Origin of the sequence: Paraburkholderia sp., from assembly GCF_034668105.1 — a bacterium.
GTDB lineage: Bacteria > Pseudomonadota > Gammaproteobacteria > Burkholderiales > Burkholderiaceae > Paraburkholderia.
Genome location: NZ_JAXDPY010000593.1, coordinates 1 through 23,300 on the forward strand (window position 1 = coordinate 1; position 23,300 = coordinate 23,300).

A 23,300-nucleotide genomic window follows, 5' to 3' on the forward strand; every position below is an offset into this window, starting at 1 on the left:
GATCAGCAGCGAACCGTCAGGCATCGGTTGTACGTCAGCTGGCCGGCCCCACACCGTTTCGTCTGGCAGGAGCCAGCCTTCGGCAAAGACTTCCTGATGCGCGTTGCTGCCGTCCGGGTTGGTGATCACCCGCACGACCCGGTAGCCGGCCTTCTTGCTGCGATTCCATGAACCGTGTTCGGCGATAAAAATATTGTCTCGATAGGCGGCCGGAAACATCGAGCCGGTATAAAAACGCATGCCGAGCGAGGCCACGTGCGCACCGAGTTTGACAACCGGCGGCGTGAAAGCGCTGCACGGATGATCTTTGCCGAATTCGGGGTCGGGCGTGTCGCCGCCATGGCAATACGGAAAGCCGAAGTCCATGCCGGCGCGTGGTGCGCGGTTAAGTTTGTCGTCCGGTACGTCGTCGCCCAGCAAGTCGCGGCCGTTGTCGGCGAACCACAGGTCATGGGTTGCCGGATGCCACGCGAAGCCGACCGTGTTGCGAATGCCGCGCGCGACGACTTCATAATGACTGCCGTCCGGGTCCATGCGACCAATCAGCCCGAAGCGATCACGGTCTCTCAGGCAGACGTTGCAGGGCGCGCCTTGCGGCACGTACAGCTTGCCGTCCGGGCCGAACGCGATGAATTTCCAGCCGTGATGAGTCTCGGTAGGCAGTTTGTCGGTGACGACGACAGGCTTGGGCGGGTCGCTCAGATGAGTGTCGATCGCGTCGAAGCGTAGAATCCTCGACACCGCGGACACATACAGCGTGCCATCGCGCCACGCCACGCCGGCCGGCGTTTCCAGCCCCGAGGCGATGACATGGCGTGCGCTCACGCGCCCGTTTTGCAGTTCAAGCGCGTAGACGTGGCCGTCCAGGCTACCTATATAAAGTATGCCCTTGGGCGAGAGTGCCATGGCTCGGGCACTGGGCACCGCGTCCGACAGGACTTCGATGTGGAAGCCGGGCGGCAGTTTGATGCGCTCGATCGGCAACGCGGCCAGCGCCGGCAGGGCCGCGGCAGCGAGCAACAGAGCTGCGCCGGCTCGCAGCGTTTGAGCGCGGACTGTGCTCGAAAGCGCAGCGGGCAGCAGAAAAGCGGCAATTCGCCGAAACACGATGAATGAAGCGAAGCAAAACGCAGGCGGCGGCGGGAGTTTCACGGGCGCTCCATCAGGTAATTCGGGCGTTCGGCGTGGCCCAAGGGCCTCGCCTGGATGGCCGGCGCAACCCGGCCTGTCAGTTTATCCCGGTAAGTGTTTGTTATGGCGTCGGTTTCCCGCTATAATCGCGTGTTTCAGTCGTTCCGAACCCCGGTTTTCAAGGATTCTAGTATGGTCATCATCCGCTTGGCTCGTGGCGGCTCCAAGAAGCGCCCGTTCTACAACATCGTCGCAACCGATTCGCGTAACCGTCGTGACGGCCGCTTCATCGAACGCGTTGGCTTCTACAACCCGGTCGCTACGAAGGGTGAGTCGCTGCGTATCGCTCAAGACCGCCTGACGTACTGGCAAGGCGTTGGCGCACAACTGTCGCCGACCGTCGAGCGTCTCGTGAAAGAAGCGCAAAAGGCGCAGCCGGCTGCTTAATGGTGGCTAGCATGCGTATCGTCGTCGGTTCGGCCGGCGGCTCGCGCAGCTTGCGTGAGCAGTCCGATGCGCGAGTTTTGCTGAAGCAGACGTCGAAGTTGGCAGCGAGGTTCCGTTATGTCTGAGCGTGATTCCGGCAATCCAGGTAGCGTGAAGGCAAAAGCGGCGTCCGCGCGCGCGAAGACGTCTGGTCAGGCGCCGTTCGGGGCATTCGTCCGCAAGTCGGTCGAAGCAGCCGAGGGCAAGGCGAAAGCCAAAGTTGTAAGCGCCGCTTCCAGCGCAGCAGAAATGCGAGTGGAAACGGTGGAAAGCTGGCCGGCCGATGCGGTCGAGGTCGGTGCAATCGTCGACGCTTACGGCCTCAAAGGCTGGGTCAAGGTGGCCGCGCATGCGGATGCCGGGCACGGCGGCGACGCGTTGCTAAGCGCGAAGCGCTGGTGGTTGCTGAAAGGCCACGAGCGCAAATCGGCGCCGTCATTGCAGGCTAAAAAGCATAGCGATAGTATCGTTGCCCAGCTGGGCGGCGTCGCTGACCGCGATGTGGCACTGGCACTGCGCGGTACCCGCATTTATATCAGCCGCAGTGAATTTCCGGTCCTCGAGGCCGACGAGTTCTACTGGGTCGACCTGCTCGGCCTGGATGTGGTGAATGTTGCCGGGGTCAATCTCGGCAAGGTCGCAGACATGATCGACAACGGTGCGCACTCGGTGTTGCGCATCGAATACCCGGATACCGACAAAAGCGGTAGGCCGGTTACCGGTGAACGTTTGATCCCGTTCGTCGGCGTCTTTGTCAAAACGGTGGATCAGGCGGCGAAGCAGATCATCGTCGACTGGGAAGCCGATTACTAAATAACTCGCTGACTGGAGAGAGCGATGCAGTTCGATGTCGTGACGCTCTTTCCTGACATGTTTCGTGCGCTGACCGACTGGGGTATCACCAGCCGTGCGGCGAAGCAGGAGCGCTACGGGTTGCGCACGTGGAATCCACGCGATTTCACAACGGACAATTACCGCACAATCGACGATCGCCCCTACGGCGGCGGCCCCGGCATGGTCATGCTGGCCAAGCCCCTGGAAGACGCGATCGGCGCGGCGAAAGTGGCGCAGGCGGGGCAGGGTATTGACGCGTCGCGCGTCGTGATGATGTCACCACAAGGTGCTACGTTGAATCACGACCGTGTCATGCAGTTCGCGGCCGAACCCGGTCTGATCTTGTTGTGCGGGCGCTATGAAGCGATCGATCAGCGTTTGCTCGACCGTGTCGTCGACGAAGAAGTCAGTCTTGGCGACTTCGTGCTGTCCGGCGGCGAATTGCCGGCCATGGCGCTGATGGACGCCGTGGTGCGCCAGTTGCCCGGCGTGCTGAACGACTCGCAATCGGCGGTGCAGGATAGTTTCGTCGACGTGTTGCTGGATTGTCCGCATTACACGCGTCCGGAGGAATACAACGGCGTGCGTGTGCCTGATGTGCTGCTTGGCGGCCATCATGCGGAGATCGTTGCATGGCGTCGGCGTGAGGCCTTGCGCAATACGTTGAACAAACGGCCCGATCTGATCGTGAAGGCCAGAAAGAACAAGATGTTGAGCCGTGCCGACGAGGCATGGCTTACGAGTCTCGCGAAGGAAGAGTCGAAGGCGTAAAGCCTCGATCTTTCGAGCGGACATAGGCGGTGCCGCACATGCGTGTACGGCGCCAGATGTGAACCCATCCTCTATCGGGGCCGTAGCCGCGCAATTTCTGCAAGGCAGGTACGAACGCCGACAAGATGGACCTAGGAGTCAGTAATGAATCTGATTGCAATACTCGAGCAGGAAGAAATCGGCCGCGCTCTCGGCGAGAAGACCATCCCCGAATTCGCCCCCGGCGATACGGTGATCGTCAGCGTGAACGTGGTTGAAGGTACGCGTAAGCGTGTTCAGGCTTACGAAGGCGTCGTGATCGCCAAGCGTAACCGTGGTCTGAATTCGTCGTTCATCGTCCGCAAGATTTCGTCGGGCGAAGGCGTCGAGCGTACGTTCCAGACGTACTCGCCGCTGCTGGCAAGCATCGTCGTGAAGCGTCGTGGCGATGTGCGCCGTGCCAAGCTGTACTATCTGCGTGACCGTTCGGGCAAGTCGGCTCGGATCAAGGAAAAGCTGGTCGCAAAGAAAGACCGCGCTGCTCCGGAAGCGTAAAAGCTGTAAGAAAAAGCACCCCTCGCGGGTGCTTTTTTGTTTGCCAGGTCAAAATAGCGGCATGTCCTTATCCGCTTATTCTGAGAGACCCGTTGATCCGCCCCGTCTTTGAGCCCGAAACCCTGCCCGTCGAAGCGACCGGCGCCGATCTGCCACCCGTTGCCGCCGGGCGTCTGACGCCCGATGGCCTGCGTGCGCGTTTCGAGCAGCGCCTAAGCTGGACGCCCGAACCGATTGTCGAAGCGCCGTGGCGTGACACGCACGTCGATCCGCGCGTTGCCGCTGTGCTGGTGCCGCTGGTGGTGCGTGAGAAAGGCCTCACCGTGCTGCTGACCCAACGTGCCGACCATCTGAACGACCACGCCGGCCAGGTGAGCTTTCCCGGCGGCCGCCACGAACCGTTCGACGCGGACGCGACTGCCACGGCATTGCGCGAGGCACAGGAAGAGGTCGGTCTCGATCCGTCGCGCGTCGAAATTCTCGGTGCGCTGCCCGACTATCTGACGGGCACCGGTTTTCGCGTGTCGCCTGTAATCGGTCTCGTGCATCCGCCATTCACGTTGAAAGCGGACGCACTCGAAGTCGCCGAAGTTTTCGAAGTGCCGCTCGCTTTTCTGATGGACCCCGCGCATCACGAAGAGCGCGTGTTTCGTTACGAAGGCGGCGAGCGCCGCTTCTTCGCCATGCCCTATCCGCGAGCGGCATCGGCGCAAGCTGAAGGTCGCGGGAGCCAGGTCGGCGGCCATTATTTCATCTGGGGCGCAACGGCCGCGATGCTGCGCAACTTCTATCGCTTTCTAGCGGCGTGAGCTAGCGCGACAGCTCGGACTGTGCAGTTATCGGGTGTTTGTCAACGTCTCCGCTCAGCCGCATCCGACCCTGTGCTATCGTTATAAAACAATCGTAAAACTCGAAAAGCACGGCGCATCGCATGACTTTTTTCTCCGTATTGCTGGCTCTGATTATTGAACAGGTCCGCGCGCTGTCGCTGAACAATCCAGTGGCGGCATTGCTTCAATACCATGCGGAGTCGGCGGCGCACGGATTCGATGCCGGCAAGCCCAAGCATGGTCTGCTTGCGTGGCTCGTAGTGGTGGTGCCGTGGACGCTGGCTGTCGCGCTCGTCTACTACGTGCTCTATCACATTCACTTTGCGCTGGCCTTCCTGTGGAACGTCGCGGTGCTGTACTTCACGCTCGGTTTCCGCCAGTTCAGCCATTATTTCACCGACATTCACCTCGCGCTGAACAACGACGACGTGCCGCGCGCGCGTGAAATCCTGAATGAGTGGACGGGACTCGACACCGTCGACATGCCGGTCAGCGAGATCGTGCGTCATACGCTGATTCACGCGGTGGTCGCCTCGCATCGGCACGTGTTCGGCGTGTTTTTCTGGTTCCTGATTCCAGTCGGGCCCGCGGGCGCGGTGCTGTATCGGATTGCCGAGTATCTGGCGCGTGCGTGGGCTCGCCCGGTCGACGATCGTACTGCGGCGTTCTCGAGCTTCGCGCAGCGCGCCTTCTTCGTGATCGACTGGGTGCCGGCGCGGCTCACGTCGCTTGGTTTTGCGATCGTTGGCAATTTCGAAGACGCGATTTATGCATGGCGCAACCACGCGCGTCAGTGGCCGGATGCGAACGACGGCGTGTTGCTTGCCGCGGGCAGTGGGGCGCTCGGTGCACGTCTGAGTGGGCCGCTTGCCGAACCGTCGAGCCTCGACGCATTGGCGACCGGCGACGGCGGTCCGATGCAGGTTGGCGACGACTGCACGCCGCGTACGCTGCAATCGGCAGTGGGTCTGGTGTGGCGCGCGGTGGTGCTGTGGATGATTCTATTGTTGATGCTGACGATTGCCGTCTGGCTCGCCTGAAGCGATGCGAAGCTAATGCAGTGCAGAAGAAGCCGGGCACATGTCCGGCTTTTTTATTGCCTGCGGCGCAGCGGTTATACGGTTCACATAGCCTGCATCTGAAGCGCTTCGTCCTCGATCAACAGGCCACCGCAACCACGCCACTCACTTCCCGCACACTCAGGCAACTGCCCGCCCGCAACGCCTCCAGGCACTTCACCCATCCAACGGATCACGCGCCGTTCCACACTGCCAGCACACCGTGAACTGCGCTTCAAGCGTCTCCCCGCACTGGCGGCATTGCCACGAAGGCGAACCTGCAGCGGGACCTTGCGACGCCGCATCGATCAGACGCCGCGCCATCGCTTCATCCCGCTCATCGACAAGCCACAACTCAGGCGCGCACTGATCCGCCGGAATATCCCCAAGCGCGCCGTTCAGATACCGGTTATGCAACTCGCAAGCGATACCCGCCGTCTGCAGCACGTTGATCCAATGCTGTCCGATGATCAGGTTAGGCGCGCGCATCAATTTCATCGTGAATCCATGGTTTGACCGCGGCGCGCGTCAGCGCACGATCTGGCTGGCTTCGTGTACCAGTTGCGCATACAGCGCATGCCGCTCGCGCCGGACACGTCCAGCGGCGACGGCTTCAAGAATCGCGCAGCCCGGCTCCTGCAAGTGATGGCAGTTGTAGAAGCGGCAATTCGGCAGCAACGGCCGGAACTCAGGAAACGCGCGTTCCAGCATGCCTTCGGTCAACTGGTGCAGGCCGAATTCCTGGAAGCCCGGCGAATCGATTAACGCACCGCCGTCGTTACCGGGCAGAGGGTAGAGACGCGTGAAGGTCGTTGTATGCCGGCCGCTGTTCAATGCGGTCGAGATTTCGCGCGTGGCGACTTCGGCATTCGGAATCAGCAGATTCACCAACGTCGATTTGCCCATGCCCGACTGGCCGAGCAGGAGCGTCGAGTGACCGTGCAGATGTTCGGTCAACGCAGCACGCGCGGCGTCCGGCTGCGTCGTGATCGACACTTCGACCACGGTATAACCCAGCGCGCGATACGGTTCGAGCCGCCTGCGCGCGCCTTCCAGCGCGCCGGTCACGTCGATCTTGTTCAGCACGATCAGCGGCTTCAACTCGTTCGCCTCGGCGGCGACCAGCGCGCGACCCAGCAGGTCTTCACTGAAGTGCGGTTCGGTGGCCAGCACGATCAGCAACTGATCGAGATTGGCGGCAAACAGCTTCGACTTGTACTGATCCGAGCGATACAGCAGATTGCGCCGTTCGCCAATCTCGACGATCACGCCCTGATCCGCCGAAGTCGGCTCGTAAATCACGCGATCGCCCACAGCCACCTCGCTGCGCTTGCCGCGGGGGAAACACTGGAGCATCGGGCTGCCGTCTTCCGGTGCGACCAGGTAATGCCGCCCATGAGCGGCAATCACAAGGCCACCTACGCGCGTGCTCGACGGCGCGCGCGGCGCTTTCGGGGAGCGGCTCATGCGTGCCGCAGCAGGCGGTCGATCCGCTGCGACGCCGGCGGATGCGAATAATAGAACGCGGTGTAGAGCGGGTCGGGCGTCAGCGTCGACGCGTTGTCTTCATACAGCTTGACGAGCGCATTGACGAGGTCTTGCGCGTCGGTTTGCGTGGCGGCGAAGGCATCGGCTTCGAACTCGTGTTTGCGCGAGCTGAGGCTGCCGAGCGGCGTCACGAAGAACAGGAACACCGGCAGCGCGAGGAAGAACAGCACCAGTGCAAGGCCGCTATTGCCGCCGATCAGCGACGGCCGCACACCGAGTCCTTCGTAGAACCACACGCATTGCGTCAGCCATCCGAGCAGCGCGAGCATCGCGAGGCTGATCGCGAACATGACGACCATCCGCTTGATCACGTGACGACGCTTGAAGTGACCGAGTTCGTGTGCGAGCACCGCTTCGATCTCGTTGCCCGACAGGCGCGCGAGCAGCGTGTCGAAGAACACGATCCGCTTGGCCGCGCCGAAGCCGGTGAAATACGCATTGCCGTGCGCCGAACGGCGGCTGCCGTCCATCACGAACAGGCCCTTGGCGGCGAAACCGCAGCGCTGCATCAGCGCTTCGATGCGGCTTTTGAGTGCTTCGTCCTTGAGCGGTTCGAACTTGTTGAAGAGCGGCGCGATAAACGACGGATACAGCACCAGCACGAGCATCTGGAACGCGACCCAGACGACCCACGTCCACAGCCACCACAAGTTGCCCGCCTGGTTCATCAGCCACAGCACGACGAATAGCAGCGGCAGGCCGAAAACGGCGCCGAGCAGCACGCCTTTGAGACGGTCGAGGAAGAAGATGCCCTTGCTCATCCGGTTGAAGCCGAAGCGTTGCTCGACGACGAATTGACGGTAGTACTCGAACGGCAGATCGATCACGCTGGTGATGACAATCACCGCCGCGACCAGCGCGATCTGGCCGGCATAGCCGCGGCCTAGCCAGTCGGAGATGGCCAGATCGAGCGCCTGCACGCCGCCCAGCAGCGTCAGCCCGATCAGCACGGCGGCGCCGACGACGATCTCGATCATCGTCAGCCGCGTGCGTTCGACGGTGTAATCCGCGGCGCGCTGGTGCGCGGTGAGCGCAATGGTGCCGGCAAACTGGCTCGGCACCTGCTCGCGATGGCCGGCGACGAAGCGGATCTGCCGCGACGCGAGCCAAAGCTTGGTGCCGACCATCGCCACGACGGCGACGACGAACAGAACAGTGAAGTACAGGGTAGGCATCCGGGGATTCCGTGGTATCTATGCGAGAATTATATGTTTCTTCCCGCCTCGCGGCGGGGGGATAAGCCGAAACCCGGCCAAACCGGCTCGGCCGATCCGGCTCAAACCAATCTCATACGAACAATCGCCGCGCCAAGCGTGCTTCCAGCGAAGCCGTTTGCACGGCCCTCAGGGTTGCCTTCATGACTGACATCCTCGCCTCCACCGACCAGCCGACGCTCGTGCGCAGCGACATGAATCTCGTCTGGCTGGACATGGAAATGACCGGCCTCGAACCGGACACCGACCGCATCATCGAAATCGCGGTGGTGGTGACGAATTCGACGCTCGACAGGATGGTCGAAGGGCCCGTGCTGGCGATTCATCAGAGCGATGAGACGCTCGCCAAAATGGATCAGTGGAATCAGAACACGCATGGCCGCTCGGGCCTGATCGACCGAGTGAAGGCGTCGACGGTGAGCGAAGCCGACGCCACCGAACAGATTCGCGACTTTCTCGCGCAATACGTGCCGCCTGGCAAATCGCCGATGTGCGGCAACTCGATCTGCCAGGACCGCCGCTTCATGGCGCGCTGGATGCCGGATCTGGAACGCTTCTTCCATTACCGCAATCTCGACGTCAGCACGCTGAAGGAACTGTGCCGCCGCTGGCAGCCGGCGATCTACAAGGGTTTCCAGAAACGCGCGTTGCATACGGCGCTGGCGGACATCCATGAATCGATCGACGAACTCAAGTACTACCGCGAGCACTTCCTGATTCCGGCAGCTTCTGAATCGCCGGCAGCGGAGTAACGCAGTCGAACTCGAAGCCGCCGGCAGTGAAGTAACACCGCTGCCGCCGTTTCCCGCTTAATCCTGCCGAGGCGCGCGCACCGCGTTCTTCGGCCGGAACGCCTTCACCACGTCGGCGTTCGTTTCCACATACGGGCCGCCGATCAGGTCGATGCAATAGGGCACCGCGGCGAAAATCCCCGGCACTTTGACGGTGCCGCGTGCTTCGGCGTCACGCAAGCCTTCCAGCGTTTCCTTGATCGATTTCGGCTGGCCCGGCAGATTGACGATCAGCGCCGCGTGATCCGCGGTTTCGCGGATCACCGCCACCTGGCGCGACAGAATCGCCGTCGGCACGAAATTCAGGCTGATCTGGCGCATCTGCTCGCCGAAACCCGGCATTTCCTTCGTGGCGACGGCCAAAGTCGCTTCCGGCGTCACATCGCGGCGTGACGGGCCGGTGCCGCCGGTTGTCAGCACCAGATCGCAACCCACTTCGTCAACCAGTTCGATCAACGCGGTGGAAATGGTGGGGGCGTCGTCATGAATCAGGCGTGTCACCAGCTGAAAAGGCGAAGTCAGCGCAGCACCGAGCCATTCCTGCAGCGCCGGAATGCCTTTGTCCTCGTACACGCCGGTGGACGCGCGGTCGCTGATCGACACGAGGCCAATCACGATTTCGTCGGGATGCCGACGTGCGGCCTTATTCGTCGCGGTCGTCATCGTCGTCTTCCAGGCCTTCTTCAGCGTCGGCATCGGCAGCGGCAGACGGCCCGTCCGCGTTCTTGATCCACTGGAACAGCTCGCGGAAGTAGCGCGGCGGCTTGCTTTGCAGCGCTTCCTTGCGGGCGTTGCGGATCAGTGTGCGGCCCTGCTGCGGGTCGGCATTCGGGTGCTGGCGGATGAATTCGGTCAGCGCGGCGTCGTCGGCGAGCAGTTTCTCGCGGGTGCGCTCGATCCAGTGCAGCTTGGCCGTTTCCGCCTTGTTGACGCCGTTATAGGTGTCGAGCGCGGTGCGCAGCGCGGCGGTTTCCTCGTCCAGCAGCGAGCGCATCACGCGCCCGACGTATTGCACCTGGCGGCGCTTGCCTTCGTGATCGGTGATGCGGCGCGCTTCGCGCACGGCGTCGTCGAGCTTTTCGGGCATCGGCATGCGCTTGAGCGCGTCTTTGGGCAGCGCGATCAGCGCCGAGCCCAGTTCCTGCAACTCGTGCATTTCGCGCTTGAGCTGGGACTTGCTGGGACGGTCGTAGCCGTTCTCGTCGACTTCCGGCTCGGCGGATTCGATGGGTTGAATGCGGGTTTTGCGTGTCATACCGATATTGTAGCGTGCCGCGCACGCCGGACCTGCCGTGCTGCTGTGCACAAGGGCTGGCACGCCGGTTTTTGCGAGCAGGGCCAGCCCGGCGAGCAGCAATGAGGGCAAGCGCGCCTGTTTCCGGCGCACGCGTGCGGCGAGTGACCAGGCGAAGCAAGCAGGCGAAGCAAAGCAGGCGAAGCAAAGCAGGCGAAGCAAAGCAGGCGAAGCAAGCAGGCGAAGCAAGCAGGCAGAAGTAAGCACGCGAATGCGCTCGGCCAAAGAGCCCCTCGAATGCCAGGTACAGCTTCGCGTACCTTGCTATGATCGCGGCATACGTGACCACGCAAACGCGCACGCAACGCATTGGAAAATGGCACGTGTAAATGCGTAAGCACGTGCGCGGCATGGGCGAACACACCGGGCCGCTCGGCCCCGAACAGGACGGCAACGACAATGGCAGCAGACATGGACGTCAAGCAGCGCTTTTTTCCGCACACCCAGGATGAACTGAAGGAAATCGCCTCGGACATCCTTCGTCACGCGAAGTCGCTCGGCGGTACCGACGCGGCGACCGAGATTTCCGAAGGCGACGGCCTGTCCGTCTCCGTGCGGCGCGGCGAAGTCGAGACGATCGAGCACAACCGCGACAAGATGGTCGGCGTGACGGTGTTCATCGGCAACAAGCGCGGCAACGCGAGCACCTCGGACTTTTCGTCGCAGGCATTGAAGGACACGGTGGCGGCGGCGTACAACATCGCGCGTTTCACGGCTGAAGACGACTGCGCGGGCCTCGCCGAAGCAGAATTGCTCGAAACCGCGCCGCGCGATCTCGATCTGTATCACCCGTGGAATCTGTCCGCGGACGAAGCGGTGGAAATCGCCCGCCGCTCGGAAGACGCCGCGTTCGCCACCGATCCGCAGATCAAGAACTCGGAAGGCGCAAGCGTCTCGGCGCAGCACTCGCAATTCGTGCTGGCCACCTCGCGCGGCTTCCTCGCCGGGTATCCGTACTCGCGCCACTACATCGCGTGCGCGCCGATCGCCGGCAGCGGCCGCAATATGCAGCGCGATGACTGGTACACGTCGACCCGCAGCGCGGGCGACCTCGCCAATCCGGAAGCCGTGGGCCGCTACGCGGCGCAACGGGCGCTGTCGCGCATCGGCGCGCGCGGGCTCGACACGCGCAAGGTGCCGGTGCTGTTCGAAGCACCGCTCGCCGCCGGCATTCTCGGTGCGTTCGTGCAGGCAACGAGCGGCGGCGCGCTCTACCGCAAGACCTCGTTTCTCGTCGATAGCCTCGGCAAGCCGGTGTTCGCGCCGCACGTGCAGGTGGTCGAAGATCCGCACGTCGCACGTGCCATGGGCAGCGCGCCGTTCGACGAAGAAGGCGTGCGCACGAAGCAGCGCTCGGTGGTGAAAGACGGCGTGGTGGAAGGCTATTTCCTCTCGACCTATTCGGCGCGCAAGCTCGGCATGCAGACCACCGGCAATGCCGGCGGCTCGCACAATCTGTCGCTGCGCAGCTCGAACACGCGCCCGGAAGACGACTTCGAAGAAATGCTGAGGAAGCTCGGCACGGGCCTGTTGCTGACTGAACTGATGGGGCAGGGCGTGAACTACGTGACGGGCGATTACTCGCGTGGCGCGTCGGGCTTCTGGGTTGAAAACGGCAAGATCCAGTATCCGGTCGAGGAAATCACCGTGGCGAGCACGCTGCAGGAGATGTTCCGCCATATCGTCGCGATCGGTGCGGATACGATCACGCGCGGCACCAAGGAAACCGGTTCGGTACTGATCGAACGGATGACGATTGCCGGGCAGTGAGCGGTTTGGCCAGCCGGCTGCGGACTGCTCTGCTCGTGGACCGGTAGCCGCCGGATTGGGCTGCCAGCGGCAAGAAGCAGCAAACAGAAACGCCACGCAAGCAGTTGCGTGGCGTTTTTTCATGGTGCGCGCGTTATGGGCCGGTCGCCAATGTTCGACGCTCTGGATCGAGGCATAGAGCGGGGAGCCAGAGCCCGAACCGCCGCGCCCTCAAGCGCAGCGCGAAACCTCAACTACCCTTGCGCTTATACGTCACGAACGCGTAGTCGAAGTCATTCGGCGCGTCCGCGCGATGCGTCTCGTGCGCGACTTCTTCCCACTCGTTTTCATCGAGTTCGGGGAAGGTGGCGTCGCCTTCGAAGTCGGCGGAAATCTCGGTGACGATCAGCTTGTCCGCTTGACGCAAACCTTCCGTATACAGCTGCGCGCCGCCGATCAGAAACGCCTCCGGCGCCTGGTCCTGGGCGGCGAGCTTCAACGCGTCCTGCAAGGTGGTGGCCGCGTCGCAACCCTGAAAGCGCCGCGTGGCATCCCGTGTCACGACAATGTTGCGGCGTCCCGGCAACGGCCGGCCGATCGATTCATGCGTCTTGCGGCCCATGATGATGGGCGCGCCCATCGTGGTGCGCTTGAAGAACGCGAGGTCTTCGGGGAGTCGCCAGGGCAACTGGTTGTCGCGGCCGATCACGCCGTTATTGGCGCGAGCGACGATCAGGGTGAGCGTCGTCATCGAATGGAAAGGGGAACGTAACCGGATGATTCTACCTGAGGCATGCGAGCGAGCGCCGCATGCCCGGCGGCGAGGCCGTGGGACGGGGCGCCGACCGGGGCGGCCGGCGCCATGGTGCGACGCGCGTCACAACCCGCTGACGCGCGGGCCGCGCCGTCACTCCTGCGAAGGTTCGTCGGCGGCGAACGAGCCAACCGACGCCTTCTCGTCAGCCGCACTCAACTCCCGCAGCCCATGCTGACCCATCAGCCGGTACAGCGTCACGCGCGAAATATTCAGATCCGCCGCCGCCTCGTTCAGCCGGTGCCGATGCCGCAGCAACGCCGCTTCGATCGCGCGCTTCTCAGCGGCTTCGCGCGCCTGCGTCAGACTCATCGTCTGCTGCTCGGTGTACTGCGCGAGGTCGAGGTCGTCGGCGGAAATCAGCTTGCTCTCCGCCATCACGATCGCACGGCGCACGCGGTTGATCAGCTCGCGCACATTGCCAGGCCAGCTGTAGTTGTACAGCGCCTCGATCGCCGACGGCGTAAAGCCGCGGATCTTGCGCGCGTTATCGGTCTTGAACTTATGCAGAATGTGATGCGCGAGGATTTCGATATCCTTGCCGCGCGCGCGCAACGGCGGTTCGTCCACCCGCAGCACGCACAGGCGGTGAAACAGGTCGGCACGGAACTGCCCGGCGCGCATCGCGCCTTCAAGGTCGACGTGGGTCGCCGAAATGATCCGAACATCAACCGGAATCGATTCGCGGCCACCGAGGCGTTCGATCTTGCCCTCCTGCAGAAACCGCAGCAGGCTCGCCTGACTTTCCAAGGGCAGATCGCCGATTTCGTCGAGCAGCAGCGTGCCGCCATCGGCCTCTTCGACCCGGCCGATCTTGCGTTGATTCGCGCCCGTGAACGCACCGCGCTCATAACCGAATAGTTCGGATTGCAACAGATGATGCGGAATCGCCCCGCAATTGATCGCGATGAACGGCGCCTTGCGGCGCGGCGAGCGTTCGTGAATCGCGAGCGCGGTGAGTTCCTTGCCGGTGCCTGACTCGCCGGAGATGAACACGCTCGCGTCGGTGTTCGCGACCTTGCGGATGGTGCGAAAGAGTTGCTGCATCGCCTCGCAGGTGCCGACCATTTCCTCGTCGCCGGATTCGTTCACGGGCGCCGCGAGTTCGGGCTCGCACAGCGTCACCATGCCGAAGGCGTGGCCGACCAGATAGTCGAGCGTCGGGTTCGCCACCGGCATCTTCACGTAGTCGAAGCAGTAATGGCGCACGAGCCGCCGCACTAGCGGATCGTTGAGCCTTTCGTTGGTGGCGAGCGCGATCCAGCCGACTTGCTGCTGACGCAAACTCGCTTCGAGACCGCCCAGATCGCGCGGCGGGAAGCTCGCCAGATCGACGATGCCGGCGCAGCCCGCGTCGGGCTTCGCGAGTCTGCCGAGTTCATGCGCCGAGCGCGCCACCGCGACGGTCCAGCCGCGGCTTCGCAGATGCGCGACGAGGGTATCGTCCGGCGTACGTGCCACGTACAACAGCATGCGAGCGGCGCGCGCATGGGCGGCGGGCGCGCCGCTCGCGCCCGCGGCCGGCGCACCGATCGACACCACCGCCGCCGCCGCGGCGCATTTCGTTAGGGCTTCGACGGGGCGGTCCGCAGGCAGCGCACGCGTCATATGCGAACCCGCTCCCGCCACCGAAGCAACACTGGTCAGATGAGGTGATTCACGCACGTTCGACCTCGTTTCGTTGACACACGTCTAATAAAACGCCCCGAGTTTGCTTGCCTGCCCGGAGGCCTGGCGCGAAGCGCCAGGTCTTGAAACACTCAAAATGTGTAGGGAAACCGCACGCCGACGACGAAGTTCGGCGCGTCCGGCGTCAAGCCGACGGAGACCGAGCCGTTGATGGTCAGGTGTTTGTTCACCACATGGTTCAGGCCGAAATTCAGCGCCGCGGCCGTGGTTTCGCTGCCCGGCACTTTTTCGTACGAACCGCCTGGCGCGCGCGTCTTCGATTCGGGTTCGAGCGCCATCGTGTACGAGATGCTTGCCGAATCCTTGTCGGAGAACGCCAGCGCCACGCCGCCGCCGAATTGCACGATGTCGCCGAGCTTGACCGTCGCCGGCTGGGTTTGTCCCTGCACCGACGAAATATCCGCGAACGAGCGCGCAATGTTGTAGGTGTACGAAAGACTGCCGAACAGCACCACCGGGTCATAGGTCTTCAACAGCGAGATGCCGGCCGTGATGTTCCAGAAGCCGGTGCCGGTGGGCAGCTTGCTCGGCGCGACGAGGTTGGTATTGTCGTTGTCGACCTGAATCAGCTTGTCGCCGAATGGCGACGAACCGGTCGGCGCCTTGATGCGCAGGCTGCCGACCACGTCGGGCAGACTGTTGGTCTCCTTCAGGAACTGGTAGTAGATCCCGAAGTTCACGTCGCCGATATCGCTGCCGTTCACCGACGCGTCCGACAGCGTGCTCGCCGCACCGCCCGCGCCGCCGACGATGAAGTTGCTGTGCCGATAGATGTACGGCACGTCGACATCGATACTCATGCGGTCGGTCAGGCCGTAGCGCGTATCGAGATCGGCCATCACCTGGTGCGACTTGGTCTCACCCAGGTTGATGTTGCCGAGGAAAATCGCGTCGAGCGCGAGGAAGCCCGACAACTGCAGCTGACGGCGATCGTAGTAGGTATCGCTGATGCCCCAGTCCAGCGTCAGCTTGTGGTCGAAGAGCGGCGCATGTTCGCGTTGCACGACGGCTTCTTCGGCCTGGGTGCGCACCGGCTCGGCGGCTTTCTGGGTCTGGCCGATCGCGCCGCTGCCGTCGGTGGCGGCCGGCAAACCGCCCGCGGTGTTGCTCGCATTGCCGTTTTCGGGCGGCGGCGGATAGACAGGCACGCCGGTCGCCGTGCCTGTGTTGCCGCCCGTCGCGGGCGCGCCGGGACTGATCTGGGCGAGCGGCGGCAGCGGTACCGGCAGGCCATCGGCGCCGGGCTGTTCGGCCACCGCTTCACTGCCTGCCGGCGCACCGGCGCCCGGCATGCCGCGGCCGCGTTGCGCCATTTCCAGATGGGTGACCTGGCGCTCGAGCGAGTGAATTTGCCGCTGCTGCTCGTCGACCACCCGCATCAATGTATTGAGACGGTCCTCGACGGATTGTCCGGCGAGCGCCTGCGCGCTCGCCCCTTGCGAAAGTGCGAATAGCATCACGGCCGCTGGAATGGCCGCGAGTGCCATGCGCGGCACCTTTGTCGATGAAAAATTATTCATTTTGTGTTCCCCCGGTGTTCCGGCGGCGCGCCCCCTGTCTCCCGACGGCGTGCTGCTTTATCAGTCCTGCATGTGCTGCCTTGCGCGGGTGGCGGCCCGCAGGGTCATCTCCTTCATTTCCTGTTTTGCAGAGCTTGTAGTACGCCGAGCTGACGAATCATTGCCGCCGACATCTGCTGGGTCTGCAGATGCAACTGCAATGCGTTGGCGACTTGCTGGTTATTGCCTGCAATCTGCAGCAACTGGGCGATTTGCCCGTTGCCTGGCGTGATGGTCTGGGTAGCGATCCCGGCCGGAGTCTGCAGCGCAACGTTGATACCGTTGCTGCCGAACGAGATGCCGGCTTTGATCGAGCCGGTCGAATTGCTGGCCGCTGCCGCCGGGGCATTGGCGGTACCCGCCAGCATCACGGCATTACTATTGAAATCAATCAGCGCGGAATTGGAGCCGGCGTTCCGGTCGCCGGCCACTTGCGTGACTTGCGAAACGCCGTTGGCCGAAATGCGCTGTCCGCCGTTTGCCTGCGCGTTGGGGTGGGCCCCCGAGTTGGCGCCGGACCTGCCGGCGCCGCCGCCCGTCACGCTCGCCAACGTGTTGACGCTGCTGCTGACCTGTCCGGCCGCGTTCTGCGCGGCAGCCAGCGTGCCCTGCGCGAGGGCGATCACGCCGTTGGGCAATTGCCATTGCGAAATGACGTTCAGAACGAAGCCGGAAATCATCGTGGCGCCGGCATATTTGCCGGTCTGGCCGGCGAGAACATCGTCGTCCACCATCTGCACCTTGATGGTGGCTGAGTCGATGTCGCGAGCGGCGAGAAATTCGGGCACCGGCGGCGAGCCGGCGCCTTGTGATGCATAGGCGCTGCTGCTCAGGCCGCACATCGTGGTGCAGATTGCGAGGCCTAGCTGGGAAAGGTGGCGCTTCATGATTGGGTCAGAACAGGTCTGCCTTGATCAAGCCGTATTCGACAAAGGGAGTCGCCGCCGTGCCGTTGGCCAGCGCGCTGGCGCGAAGCTTGAGCGCGAGCGACTCGTTGTCCTGCAACAGCGGTGAATCCTCCCTGAAGGGTTTGCCGAGGACCGCGAACACCAGGCCGTTCCAGGTTTTGGCGAAGTCCTCTTCGAGCACGATGCGATTGCCGAGCGCCGGATCCGCAATGAAGACGCGGCCATCCTGCGCATGCTTGACGATCACGAAATGCTCGTACCCGTCGATGTTCATCAGAACCATCACGGGAATTTGCAAGTGTTGGAGCGCGTCGGCATTGACCCGGAAGCCACGGCCGCGCAAACCGATGGTCTCGACGAACTTCTTCATGTCGAGCATCGAGAAGCCATTTTTGACGACGACTTCGGGCGTCGAGAAAACCATCATCCGGCGGATCAGTTCGGTCTCCGGAATGTCGATGCCATAGCCGTATTTGAGGAGGGTCGCTAGCGCCGCCGCACCGCAGCTGTAATCGAACTGCTGATTGACGATGTGGTTGTACCGGATGTCCCGCATCGAGCGCACCGTCTTGGTCAACGGAACGCCCACGAAAGTGGACGTGTCGATGCTCGCCTGTGCGTAGCTGTTGCTGACGCACAAAGCGCAACCGGTCAGCGCTACAGCGAACTGTAGCGCCGGGAACCCCTTGAACCCGGACATGCTGGTCTCCCGCTTATCCACGCGCCGGCCGCTTCAATGGCCGCCGGCGCGTGCCTCCCTCTGCTTTTCAGGCTTCTTCTATCTGGCTGGCGCCTGAGTGCCGCCTTATTTGCCGCTGTTGAGCGCGGCGATTGCCAGGCCGTTGTGTTGCAGGTTGCCCGCGCCGCCGGCGATATTCACGCCGATGTTGCCGGATGCATTAGCCAGCGAATTCGCACCCAGCATCGCGGTGCCCTGGAATTGACCCGTGACCGTCATGCCGGCGGTTTGCGAGTTGTCATCCGTGGCGACCATGGCTGTCGTCAACGCGTTGGCCGGCTTCGTCGTCGTGACTGCACCGGCGAGGCTGTTGTTCTGCACGTTGCCGATACCCGAGGCGACGTTCACGCCGACATTGCCCGTCACGCCCGACAGCGAGCCATCCCCGATCGACGCATTCAGATTGAAGTTGTTGATGTGGGCGGTCCCGCCGGACGATTGCGCGTTGAAGATCTGCGCGTTGCCGAACACGTTGCCGATGTCGACGGAAGCGAGCGAGGTGTCGTTGCTCTGGGCGTTGCTGATGCCTTCGGCGATGTTGATGCCGAGGTTGCCCGACACGCCGTTAGCCGCATTGGCGCCCGTGGTCGCCGTCAGCGTACCCGCCGCTTGCGTGTTGATGTGCTGCGTCACCGAACCCTTGGTCGTTACGTCCGTCGTGGCCAGGTTTGCGTTGACGCTAAAGGCTGCGGCATACGCGTCCGAAGACGACGACTTGCTGTTCGCGTAGCCGGACGATTGCTCGCCGACTGCCGCGTAGCCCGATCCCTGATTGGCCTTATAGCCCCACGCCTTGCCTTGTCCGGATGCTTCTGTTGCTTCGAAGCCGCCGGCGACACCCGACGTGTTGGCGTAGCTCGATTCGTTATAGCCGGCGTGGAATCCGCCGCTTGCATGGGCCGAGCCTTCACCGAAGAACGGGGTGTTGAAGCCCTGATAGTTATAGCTGCCGCCGATCGAGCCGCCGGCCGCGATATGGCCGCCCGCGTTCTGGCTGGTGTGGGTGAAGCCGCCTGCAATGCCGGCTGCCTGCTGGCTGGTTTCATAGCCGCCGCCCGTCACCGCGCTGCTCTGATTGCCGTACGCGTAACCGGTCGATGCCTGGTAGCCTTGCGAGCCGGAGGCCGACGACGCATGGCTTTGCGCGAATCCCACGGAGGCCGAGCCGCTACCCACGATCGACGCCGAAGTGTTGTTGACGCTCGTCGTCACCCGGCCGGTCGTGTAGCTCTGCGCTTGCGGGTTGAGCGTCGCATTCACCGTGACCGACTGATTGTTGTTGACGACGGCGCCCGCCGTGCTGGACACGTGCACGCAACCGTACAGGCCGACCAGACCTTCGACGCCGATCGCTTCACCGACCAGCGTGGCATTGAACAGGTAGGCCTTTTGCGGCGCGGCGAATGCGCTGCTGGATGCGGCGACGAGGACGGCTGCAGCAATAAGAGTGCGCTTCATGATTCGCTCCGATACTTTAAGTGTGGTCAGTTAAAAAAAGTGCCCGCCGGGGGACGGAGCACAAAACTGTTTGCCGTGGCATTACCGGCGCCGGCTGTCTGGTTGATCTGGACGATCCCGCTGACGTTCTTGAAGGCATCGCTGGAGATGTTTGCTTCGCGTACGTTATGAACCCCGATTGATTGACCCAGACCGCCGTTTTTCGGGGCCGTTGCGGATAGCTCCCCATCCGAGACGGTCTCGACTCCGAGTGCAGCAGTACCCAACTGCGTGCTGTTGCGCTGCAGATTCCCTGCTCCGGCGGACTGGTTCACCAGCACCGCGCCGGATGTATTCGAAAAAGCATTGGCTTCGATCGACGCCCGCGCGTTCGTGACCCTCGCGGCCACCGACGCGCTCTGCGCGCTGGCGTTGTCGTTGCCGACCATGGCGCCGTTCGACACCGTGACCTGATTGAGCTGCGCGTTATTGATGCCGGCCGTTTCATTGACCGTGAACGCGCCGGTAACGCCGGCGCCCGCGCCCTTGCGGATGGTGGCGTCGGCGCCGACCGTCGGCACCGCCTGCGCGCGGGCATGGCTCGTCACGAGGGCCGCGCCGCTCAGGCAGACGCACAGCGCCGCATGCAGTGAACGGGCTTTGAGCGCGCTCATTTCAGACCTCCGAGCGCGCCGGAGAGCGCATTCGAGAGCGGCGCCAGCGAGCCCGTCACCGACGACGTGATGGTTCCGCCGATGCCCGGGCCCGGCATGCCGATACCGCCGGCGTTCAGCGCGACGTTGTTGCCGGTCGCCTTGCCGCTCAGAATCTGCGTGACCGCCTGCATGCCGGTGCCGCCGAGCACGCCGCCTTGCGCCACACCACTCGAGCCGTGCGCATTCGTCAGATCGGTATCGCCGACCAGTTGGGCGACGGCCGGATTGAAGCTATTGGCCGGGAAGGTGGTGGCGCGCACCGCGACCGGGTCCTCGTTGCGCGGCACCGGCACGAAGGCATCGCGCGGGGTGACCGTGCGCTCGACGACGATGTCGCCCGGATTGACGCTCTGTTGCGCGATGGCGTCGACGGTGAAACATGCGGTGAGCAGGGCGACGAGGGTTGCCAGGGCCGCGGGCAACAGGGCGGGCGACGCCGCCGGCGGCCTGCGTGCACCCGGTGTCCGGATTGAAGTAGTCATGTCGGTCCTTGCTCTCGTCCTGTTCGCGCGTGGTGTCGCGTGTGGTGTGTTCGGTACGCCACAGCCGCCGATTTGCATCACTAATTTGTTCGGGCTACTTTCTTTGGTAATTGGCAACATTGCCTTGGGCAGCGCGCGCGGCGTCGACCGGAATCGGCATCGGCGAGGGCGGGGCGATTTCGTCCCACAGCGTCACGCTGCCGCCGCCGCCGTTGCCGCGCATCAGCTGCGGCGTCGCGGCGACCATCAACATGCCGACCGCGCCGCCGCGTTGCCGCGACAGCATCTGGTCGTCGAGCGAAATATCGTTCGCGGGTGCCACGTCGGCCGGAATGCTCAGCACGTTGCCGGCGAGCTGGCGAATTTCATTGTCGGTGGCAGCCGACGTGTCCGGCGGGGCCACCGCTGCGAGCGTCGTGCTCGCGAGGGTGGCGGAGCCGGCATCGGCGGTTTCGGCCAGGGTGGCGGATTGCGGTAATGCGGATTCCTGTGCATTGACGCCGGCGGGCAGTGCGATCAAAGCCACTGCGGCGGCGCAGAGCGCGGCGCAACGGGCAATGCTGCTCAGGTCGATGCGGAAAACGAGTCGCATGATGTGTCTCCTTGGTGCATGGCATTTAGCGAAACATGTGCCATGAGTCGCAATCCATTGATGTATCGGGACCCGACCTGCATACCTCGGAGTAACCACGTGGAAATCGGACAAAAATGTTTCAGCGCTGAAACGGGCGGCAGAAAATACCTATAATTCGTTAAATCCGACGGTACGAACTACCTTGGGGTGAACGCTAGGAAAAGCGCTTCCACAATCGTTTTATTCATAAGGTGAATAAGTATTGATGCCCCGCCAGGCCTTGATGGGCAAGGGGTCCCCGATTAAATTCGCATAATTGTTTTCCTGGTGGCGCGCGTATAGTAAGCTCTCGAAAACAGCTTCAGATTTAAAAAAAGCCCGCTAACGGGCCGTCTCAAACACACACGCCGCTTTTTCTTGGGGATCAGCTGTCCGCACGGAATGGAATGGCCGTTCGGTTTTTGCTATTTCGCGAATCCCGAACGAGTCAGCGTGTCTGAACTCCGGTTCAGGTGCGTGCGTCATCCTTAACGTTCGTTGACGAGAGGATCTGAATAATGGAACCCGCAACGCGGCAACTGATATACGTTTCACGCGACCCGAGCGCGGAATTGAATACTCGGTTTCATCAGCGCGGCTGGCAGGTCGAAGTCGTGGGGTCGGCGCGCGACGTGCGCCGTGCGGTTCGGGCCGGAATGGCGGCGGGCGGCCTGCTCGATCTGTCTAGCGATTTTCAGCCGCACGAAATCGCCGCGTTCGAGTCCTGCCTGACCATGCCGAACGTCGGCTGGGTCGCGGCCACCATGCCCGGCCAGTTACAGGACGCCGCCTTGCGCCGGCTCGTACGGGACTATTGTTTCGACTATGTAACGGTGCCTTACTCGGGCGACAGGATCGTCGATTCGGTGGGTCATGCATACGGCATGATTTCGCTGGGCGAACCGGCATCGAACGACGGGTCACAAGGCGCTGAAGGCGAAATGGTCGGCTCGTGCGACGCCATGCTCGCGCTGTTCCGTTCTATCCGCAAAGTGGCGATGACTGACGCGCCGGTGTTTATCTCGGGCGAATCGGGCACTGGCAAGGAATTGACCGCGGTGGCGATCCACGAACGCTCGGCGCGCCGCAATGCGCCTTTCGTGCCGATCAACTGCGGCGCGATTCCGCCGCATCTGCTGCAATCCGAACTATTTGGCTATGAGCGCGGTGCGTTCACCGGCGCGAATCAGCGCAAGATCGGCCGCGTGGAAGCGGCCAACGGCGGCACGCTGTTTCTCGACGAAATCGGCGATCTGCCGCTCGAAAGCCAGGCGAGCCTGCTGCGCTTCCTGCAGGAACGTAAGGTGGAGCGGCTGGGCGGCCACGGTTCGATCGACGTCGACGTTCGCATCATCTCGGCAACTCACGTGGACATGACGTCCGCGATGATCGAAGGGCGGTTCCGCTCCGACCTGTATCACCGCCTGTGCGTGCTGCAAATCGACGAACCGCCGTTGCGTGCGCGTGGTAAGGATATCGAGTTGCTTGCGCGGCACATGCTGGAACGTTTCAAGAAAGACGCAAGCCGCCGTCTGCGCGGTTTCGCGCCCGACGCGATCGCGGCGCTGCATAACTACGGCTGGCCGGGCAACGTGCGCGAGTTGATCAATCGCGTGCGGCGCGCCATCGTGATGTCGGAGGGCCGGGCGATTACGGCACGCGATCTCGAATTGGCCGAGTACGTGGAGATCGTGCCGGTGTCGCTCGCGCAGGCGCGCGAAGCGGCCGAACGTCAGGCAATCGAACTCGCGCTTCTGCGTCATCGCGGCCGTCTCGGCGACGCCGCGCAGGAACTCGGTATTTCGCGCGTGACGCTCTATCGTCTGCTGTGCTCACACGGTATGCGCCATATGGAAGGCGAACCGCTGGCTACACCCCACAGCGATTTGCCGGCCTCTGTGCCGCATCTGTAGGATGCATTTGCCGATTTTGGCGACCTGACCGGCTTCAGTGGGCCCGGAAAACGCCGGCAGCAACTGCCGGTGGGCCAGCCATGAGCGCTCAATGGCCTTGGTGACGCGGCCCGCGCGGGCCGGGTGCCGGATCCTCCCCGGCTCGATCTTCAATTTTTTCACCTGTGGGCGCCCGCGCCGGGCGCCGTCC

Annotated in this window: 24 protein-coding genes; 9 read left to right on the forward strand and 15 right to left on the reverse strand. The window is 63.1% G+C overall.

Going from position 1 to position 23,300, the window contains the following annotated elements; translation table 11 throughout:
• On the reverse strand, positions 1-1,152 hold a 1,152-nt coding region (locus QOC89_RS26165; protein WP_416340474.1), incomplete at its 3' end, for a PQQ-dependent sugar dehydrogenase.
• A 171-nt stretch (positions 1,153-1,323) separates the two neighbouring features.
• Here QOC89_RS26165 and rpsP point away from each other — a divergent pair.
• The 6 genes from rpsP (at position 1,324) to QOC89_RS26195 (ending at position 5,626) form a co-directional block, all read left to right on the forward strand.
• Positions 1,324-1,578, forward strand: coding sequence for a 30S ribosomal protein S16 (gene rpsP, locus QOC89_RS26170; RefSeq protein WP_006050280.1), 255 nt, complete (start codon positions 1,324-1,326; stop codon positions 1,576-1,578).
• A 117-nt stretch (positions 1,579-1,695) separates the two neighbouring features.
• A complete protein-coding gene (gene rimM / locus QOC89_RS26175) occupies positions 1,696-2,430 on the forward strand; it encodes a ribosome maturation factor RimM (protein ID WP_323047677.1) in 735 nt (244 codons plus the stop codon).
• A gap of 24 nt (positions 2,431-2,454) precedes the next feature.
• Positions 2,455-3,222, forward strand: a complete 768-nt coding sequence (trmD, locus tag QOC89_RS26180; protein WP_323047678.1) for a tRNA (guanosine(37)-N1)-methyltransferase TrmD — start codon at positions 2,455-2,457, stop codon at positions 3,220-3,222.
• A gap of 144 nt (positions 3,223-3,366) precedes the next feature.
• Positions 3,367-3,756: a 50S ribosomal protein L19 gene (gene rplS / locus QOC89_RS26185; RefSeq protein WP_012433948.1), complete on the forward strand. Its 390-nt coding sequence runs from the start codon at positions 3,367-3,369 to the stop codon at positions 3,754-3,756.
• A gap of 92 nt (positions 3,757-3,848) precedes the next feature.
• On the forward strand, positions 3,849-4,565 hold the full coding sequence (locus tag QOC89_RS26190; RefSeq protein WP_323047679.1) for a CoA pyrophosphatase: 717 nt from the start codon (positions 3,849-3,851) through the stop codon (positions 4,563-4,565).
• Positions 4,566-4,687: 122 nt separating this feature from the next.
• Positions 4,688-5,626 (forward strand): CobD/CbiB family protein, encoded by a 939-nt coding sequence (locus tag QOC89_RS26195; RefSeq protein WP_179733528.1) that lies wholly within the window; start codon positions 4,688-4,690, stop codon positions 5,624-5,626.
• 195 nt (positions 5,627-5,821) lie between these two features.
• Here the strand turns inward: QOC89_RS26195 and QOC89_RS26200 are convergent, their stop codons facing one another.
• From QOC89_RS26200 to QOC89_RS26210, 3 genes are read right to left on the reverse strand one after another with little or no spacing between them, the layout of a single operon-like run.
• Positions 5,822-6,142, reverse strand: coding sequence for a DUF2007 domain-containing protein (locus tag QOC89_RS26200; protein WP_323047680.1), 321 nt, complete (start codon positions 6,140-6,142; stop codon positions 5,822-5,824).
• A 30-nt stretch (positions 6,143-6,172) separates the two neighbouring features.
• On the reverse strand, positions 6,173-7,111 hold the full coding sequence (rsgA, locus tag QOC89_RS26205; protein ID WP_323047681.1) for a ribosome small subunit-dependent GTPase A: 939 nt from the start codon (positions 7,109-7,111) through the stop codon (positions 6,173-6,175).
• Positions 7,108-8,367 (reverse strand): M48 family metallopeptidase, encoded by a 1,260-nt coding sequence (locus QOC89_RS26210; RefSeq protein WP_323047682.1) that lies wholly within the window; start codon positions 8,365-8,367, stop codon positions 7,108-7,110. The genes rsgA and QOC89_RS26210 overlap by 4 nt, the downstream gene beginning before the upstream one ends.
• 182 nt (positions 8,368-8,549) lie before the next feature.
• Between QOC89_RS26210 and orn the strand changes: the two genes are divergently transcribed.
• Positions 8,550-9,158 (forward strand): oligoribonuclease, encoded by a 609-nt coding sequence (gene orn / locus QOC89_RS26215; protein ID WP_323047683.1) that lies wholly within the window; start codon positions 8,550-8,552, stop codon positions 9,156-9,158.
• Positions 9,159-9,215: 57 nt separating this feature from the next.
• On the opposite strand, the gene mog is transcribed toward orn, so the two are convergent.
• Together mog and yjgA are read right to left on the reverse strand one after the other, a co-directional pair.
• A complete protein-coding gene (mog, locus tag QOC89_RS26220; protein WP_323047684.1) occupies positions 9,216-9,860 on the reverse strand; it encodes a molybdopterin adenylyltransferase in 645 nt (214 codons plus the stop codon).
• Positions 9,841-10,452, reverse strand: coding sequence for a ribosome biogenesis factor YjgA (gene yjgA, locus QOC89_RS26225; RefSeq protein ID WP_323047697.1), 612 nt, complete (start codon positions 10,450-10,452; stop codon positions 9,841-9,843). The genes mog and yjgA overlap by 20 nt, the downstream gene beginning before the upstream one ends.
• Positions 10,453-10,890: 438 nt before the next feature.
• Between yjgA and pmbA the strand changes: the two genes are divergently transcribed.
• The gene (pmbA, locus tag QOC89_RS26230) at positions 10,891-12,261 is read left to right on the forward strand and encodes a metalloprotease PmbA (RefSeq protein WP_323047685.1); all 1,371 of its coding nucleotides are present in this window, start codon (positions 10,891-10,893) and stop codon (positions 12,259-12,261) included.
• A gap of 229 nt (positions 12,262-12,490) precedes the next feature.
• Here the strand turns inward: pmbA and QOC89_RS26235 are convergent, their stop codons facing one another.
• The 9 genes from QOC89_RS26235 to QOC89_RS26275 form a co-directional block, all read right to left on the reverse strand.
• Positions 12,491-12,991 carry a dihydrofolate reductase gene (locus QOC89_RS26235; RefSeq protein ID WP_323047686.1) on the reverse strand — a complete coding sequence of 167 codons (501 nt, stop codon included), beginning with the start codon at positions 12,989-12,991 and terminating at the stop codon, positions 12,491-12,493.
• A 156-nt stretch (positions 12,992-13,147) separates the two neighbouring features.
• Complete coding sequence (locus QOC89_RS26240) at positions 13,148-14,719, reverse strand: sigma-54 dependent transcriptional regulator (protein ID WP_323047687.1); 1,572 nt, start codon at positions 14,717-14,719, stop codon at positions 13,148-13,150.
• Between the two features lie 95 nt (positions 14,720-14,814).
• A complete protein-coding gene (locus QOC89_RS26245; RefSeq protein WP_323047688.1) occupies positions 14,815-16,263 on the reverse strand; it encodes a hypothetical protein in 1,449 nt (482 codons plus the stop codon).
• Between the two features lie 113 nt (positions 16,264-16,376).
• Positions 16,377-17,189, reverse strand: coding sequence for a peptidase C39 (locus tag QOC89_RS26250; protein WP_323047689.1), 813 nt, complete (start codon positions 17,187-17,189; stop codon positions 16,377-16,379).
• Between the two features lie 7 nt (positions 17,190-17,196).
• Positions 17,197-17,910 carry a C39 family peptidase gene (locus QOC89_RS26255; protein WP_323047690.1) on the reverse strand — a complete coding sequence of 238 codons (714 nt, stop codon included), beginning with the start codon at positions 17,908-17,910 and terminating at the stop codon, positions 17,197-17,199.
• Between the two features lie 105 nt (positions 17,911-18,015).
• Positions 18,016-19,407 (reverse strand): hypothetical protein, encoded by a 1,392-nt coding sequence (locus QOC89_RS26260; RefSeq protein ID WP_323047691.1) that lies wholly within the window; start codon positions 19,405-19,407, stop codon positions 18,016-18,018.
• 26 nt (positions 19,408-19,433) lie between these two features.
• A complete protein-coding gene (locus QOC89_RS26265) occupies positions 19,434-20,060 on the reverse strand; it encodes a hypothetical protein (RefSeq protein WP_323047692.1) in 627 nt (208 codons plus the stop codon).
• Entirely contained in the window at positions 20,057-20,584 is a 528-nt protein-coding gene (locus QOC89_RS26270; RefSeq protein WP_323047693.1) for a hypothetical protein, read from the reverse strand. The genes QOC89_RS26265 and QOC89_RS26270 overlap by 4 nt, the downstream gene beginning before the upstream one ends.
• A gap of 94 nt (positions 20,585-20,678) precedes the next feature.
• Positions 20,679-21,176, reverse strand: coding sequence for a hypothetical protein (locus tag QOC89_RS26275; RefSeq protein WP_323047694.1), 498 nt, complete (start codon positions 21,174-21,176; stop codon positions 20,679-20,681).
• A 539-nt stretch (positions 21,177-21,715) separates the two neighbouring features.
• Here QOC89_RS26275 and QOC89_RS26280 point away from each other — a divergent pair.
• Positions 21,716-23,110: a sigma-54 dependent transcriptional regulator gene (locus QOC89_RS26280; RefSeq protein ID WP_323047695.1), complete on the forward strand. Its 1,395-nt coding sequence runs from the start codon at positions 21,716-21,718 to the stop codon at positions 23,108-23,110.
• The last annotated feature ends 190 nt before the right edge of the window (positions 23,111-23,300 follow it).

Coding starts and splice junctions, on each gene's coding strand:
- rplS (WP_012433948.1), top strand. CDS start 3,367: ATGAATCTGATTGCAATACTCGAGCAGGAAGAAATCGGCCGCGCTCTC.
- QOC89_RS26200 (WP_323047680.1), bottom strand. CDS start 6,142: ATGAAATTGATGCGCGCGCCTAACCTGATCATCGGACAGCATTGGATC.
- QOC89_RS26250 (WP_323047689.1), bottom strand. CDS start 17,189: ATGAAGCGCCACCTTTCCCAGCTAGGCCTCGCAATCTGCACCACGATG.
- rpsP (WP_006050280.1), top strand. CDS start 1,324: ATGGTCATCATCCGCTTGGCTCGTGGCGGCTCCAAGAAGCGCCCGTTC.
- pmbA (WP_323047685.1), top strand. CDS start 10,891: ATGGCAGCAGACATGGACGTCAAGCAGCGCTTTTTTCCGCACACCCAG.
- yjgA (WP_323047697.1), bottom strand. CDS start 10,452: ATGACACGCAAAACCCGCATTCAACCCATCGAATCCGCCGAGCCGGAA.
- QOC89_RS26245 (WP_323047688.1), bottom strand. CDS start 16,263: ATGAATAATTTTTCATCGACAAAGGTGCCGCGCATGGCACTCGCGGCC.
- QOC89_RS26275 (WP_323047694.1), bottom strand. CDS start 21,176: ATGCGACTCGTTTTCCGCATCGACCTGAGCAGCATTGCCCGTTGCGCC.
- QOC89_RS26235 (WP_323047686.1), bottom strand. CDS start 12,991: ATGACGACGCTCACCCTGATCGTCGCTCGCGCCAATAACGGCGTGATC.
- QOC89_RS26260 (WP_323047691.1), bottom strand. CDS start 19,407: ATGAAGCGCACTCTTATTGCTGCAGCCGTCCTCGTCGCCGCATCCAGC.
- rsgA (WP_323047681.1), bottom strand. CDS start 7,111: ATGAGCCGCTCCCCGAAAGCGCCGCGCGCGCCGTCGAGCACGCGCGTA.
- QOC89_RS26195 (WP_179733528.1), top strand. CDS start 4,688: ATGACTTTTTTCTCCGTATTGCTGGCTCTGATTATTGAACAGGTCCGC.
- mog (WP_323047684.1), bottom strand. CDS start 9,860: ATGACGACCGCGACGAATAAGGCCGCACGTCGGCATCCCGACGAAATC.
- QOC89_RS26280 (WP_323047695.1), top strand. CDS start 21,716: ATGGAACCCGCAACGCGGCAACTGATATACGTTTCACGCGACCCGAGC.
- orn (WP_323047683.1), top strand. CDS start 8,550: ATGACTGACATCCTCGCCTCCACCGACCAGCCGACGCTCGTGCGCAGC.
- QOC89_RS26255 (WP_323047690.1), bottom strand. CDS start 17,910: ATGTCCGGGTTCAAGGGGTTCCCGGCGCTACAGTTCGCTGTAGCGCTG.
- trmD (WP_323047678.1), top strand. CDS start 2,455: ATGCAGTTCGATGTCGTGACGCTCTTTCCTGACATGTTTCGTGCGCTG.
- QOC89_RS26270 (WP_323047693.1), bottom strand. CDS start 20,584: ATGACTACTTCAATCCGGACACCGGGTGCACGCAGGCCGCCGGCGGCG.
- QOC89_RS26210 (WP_323047682.1), bottom strand. CDS start 8,367: ATGCCTACCCTGTACTTCACTGTTCTGTTCGTCGTCGCCGTCGTGGCG.
- rimM (WP_323047677.1), top strand. CDS start 1,696: ATGTCTGAGCGTGATTCCGGCAATCCAGGTAGCGTGAAGGCAAAAGCG.
- QOC89_RS26265 (WP_323047692.1), bottom strand. CDS start 20,060: ATGAGCGCGCTCAAAGCCCGTTCACTGCATGCGGCGCTGTGCGTCTGC.